Origin of the sequence: Waltera acetigignens (genome assembly GCF_025567015.1) — a bacterium.
Classification (GTDB): Bacteria; Bacillota; Clostridia; order Lachnospirales; family Lachnospiraceae; genus Acetatifactor; species Acetatifactor acetigignens.
The window spans coordinates 19,074-21,475 of the sequence record NZ_JAOQJO010000026.1; the positions used below are offsets into that span (position 1 = coordinate 19,074).

General features: G+C 48.9%; 5 protein-coding genes. 1 reads left to right on the forward strand and 4 read right to left on the reverse strand.

Translation table 11 applies throughout. The features are described from left to right. Window positions 1-334 (forward strand): Fic family protein (locus tag OCV96_RS18295; protein ID WP_345780268.1); only part of this gene is annotated, 334 nt, incomplete at its 5' end. 73 nt (window positions 335-407) lie between these two features. Here the strand turns inward: OCV96_RS18295 and OCV96_RS18300 are convergent. From OCV96_RS18300 to OCV96_RS18315, 4 genes are all read right to left on the reverse strand, one after another. Next, a complete protein-coding gene (locus OCV96_RS18300) occupies window positions 408-707 on the reverse strand; it encodes a CD1845 family protein (protein ID WP_215650760.1) in 300 nt (99 codons plus the stop codon). Continuing rightward, the gene (locus tag OCV96_RS18305) at window positions 704-1,006 is read right to left on the reverse strand and encodes a hypothetical protein (protein WP_117515896.1); all 303 of its coding nucleotides are present in this window, start codon (window positions 1,004-1,006) and stop codon (window positions 704-706) included. Before OCV96_RS18305 ends, OCV96_RS18300 begins: the two co-directional genes overlap by 4 nt. Window positions 1,007-1,157: 151 nt before the next feature. Beyond that, on the reverse strand, window positions 1,158-1,496 hold the full coding sequence (locus OCV96_RS18310) for a plasmid mobilization protein (RefSeq protein ID WP_215650761.1): 339 nt from the start codon (window positions 1,494-1,496) through the stop codon (window positions 1,158-1,160). A 2-nt stretch (window positions 1,497-1,498) separates the two neighbouring features. Beyond that, window positions 1,499-2,317: a DUF3848 domain-containing protein gene (locus OCV96_RS18315; protein ID WP_215650762.1), complete on the reverse strand. Its 819-nt coding sequence runs from the start codon at window positions 2,315-2,317 to the stop codon at window positions 1,499-1,501. Window positions 2,318-2,402 lie beyond the last annotated feature (85 nt).

Consider the following 2,402-nt stretch of genomic DNA (forward strand, 5'->3'; position numbering starts at 1 on the left):
CACAGAGGCATATAAGCCTGAATTTTCCTCAACAGCGACAGATTTCAGAGTCATCTTGAAAAATGTAAATTACCATCATGGTCCTTCTATCATAGAAACGACCCATGATAAGACCTATGACGCAACCCATGATGCAACCCATGATAAAATCCTTGCATTTTGCATAGAACCACATTCAAAATTAGAAATCGCAGAACACTGTGGATACAAAAACACAAAAAACTTTACACAAAAATATCTGCGTCCGCTATTGAACAATGGAACACTCAAAATGACACTTCCCGATAAACCGAAAAGTAAACATCAAAAATATATTACAGTTCGTTCCGAATAAACAGAGAAGCAGGGCATTTGGTCTCATCTCCCATTGTCCTGCTTCTTTTCATTCCAAATTATATTCACATCATTTACCCATACACCCAATCCTGGATCGCAAATTTCAAACTCTGTACCTTGCCCAGCAGCCAGATCGCAGCCAGCGGCAGCCCCATCGGGCTAATCAAAAATGCCATAACCAGCAAAATCACACCATTCTGCGGGGAATAGGTAATCAGCACAGCCACGCCAAGCAGAGCAATTACCGTGCTTAGTAGACCAAGCACCAGACCGGATATGCAGATCAGCCCCGTGCAGAGCCAGACAAAAAGCGTCAACACCAAAACGACCGGTGCAGTTACGATCATCAGCAGACATTTCAAAATCTTCATTCCTGTTCCTCCTTCCAACGCTCCAGATGCCGTTTGCACAGGGCATCCGCTTCTCTCTCATCATCTTCCGTCACTTCCCGTTTTCCTTTGGTCAGTTCAATCTCCAGATAAGTCCGGTAATCATCGGCTAAGAGGTCGAACAGTTCCTTGGGAGTATGGCACACCTCGCCAGAGCAATAGTGAAAATCTTGGTCAAATTCAACTCTTACACATCCATGGCGGCTGATATAAACTTCTATGGTCTCGTCTGCGGTCAGGTAATCCGCAAAAATCTCCAGCACCCTTTCAAAGGTCAGCATCTGTTTTCACTCCTTTGCTACGCTTCTTATTCTACTCATATTATCCGGTACGGACAGGCAAAAGACAAGGATACAGACAAAAAGAAAAAGCGGAGGAAGGTGCGGCGAAGAAACGCCGTTCCTCCCTCCGCAAATGGAGTATCTATCCCTGTTATGAAAGTTTGGAGAGTTGGGTAAGGATTTCCTTCACACCCTCCCACAGTTGTTCCTGCCGCTGGGATATATCCTCCAAGTCAGCATTATAAACCCGCCCGGTCTCATGCACTTTGCAGGTCAGCTGGTTCAAGTTGTTGCTGCTTCGGCGCATCAGGGAGACCAACTCCTTCAGCTCCGGTAGTTCCAGCTTGACCACATAACCATCCAGCGCCATTTTCCGCAGATAAGCGCTCAAATTCTCTGTCCCGTATTGCTGCATCTTTTGATGGATCAGTTCCAGTTCTTCTGCGGACACCCAAAACAAAACCGGCACATCCCGCTTGCGCTTTGCCATGGTTATCGCTCCGGCTCCCGTTTTTTCGGGGCAGCAGACTTATGGGCGGGCAGCTCCTGTTTGAGCTTATCCCGTACTGAGGGACGGGACGGTTCCAGTTTTTCTCTCTGGGTACGGCTGCGCTGCTGTTCTTCACGCACCAGATCAATAAAACCATCCAGCACAGCAGGGTGGCTGTTTAAGGCATAACCACAACGGACGGTTTCGGGATTATCGTTGGGAATGGTCTTGGCCCATTCTTTGTTGCGTCGGGAGTAACGCCCATCCCAGTCCTGAAGCTGGACCGTGTTAGACAGAACCATGGACACACGCTCCATGCCATAGGTCTCGATCACACCCTTTGCCGCATCGTGGCTGAGATACATTCCGTCGAAGTGCTCCCGCACCGCCGCTTCAATAGACTCCTTGCATTGGCGATTTACATTGTTGGAAGCTCGGTACTGCTCCAGCTCCCCATGTTCTCTCGCATAGGCAGCTGAATGGGGATAGATCGGTGTTGTTCGCAGTTCCTCTTTAGCTCTGCACACATCGCCGGCACGGTTCTCAATGCTGTCCCGGATCACATCCATGTGACCGGTCTCCAGCTTTTCAAAGTAGCGGTACACATCCGCCAGCGGCGAAGAAGATTCCAAAAGTGCCTGGGCCTGGGCGGCGGTCAGCTCCAGCTCCTCCATTGCCATCACAATATCCTCACGGACAGTATATTCATAGGTGTGGTGCAGGATTTCTTCCGGGGGTCGGCTTTTCAGCCAGTCCCTGTATTTTTCCTGCTCAGCAGCCATCTTTTCATAAAGAGCCGTATTCAGATCGTTGGTATTCATGTTATCGCACCTCCTCATGCTGTTTTGGTTTCTTGTCTGTACTGCGGGGTTGCACTGGGCGTTTTAGGTTATCCAGCACCGAAGG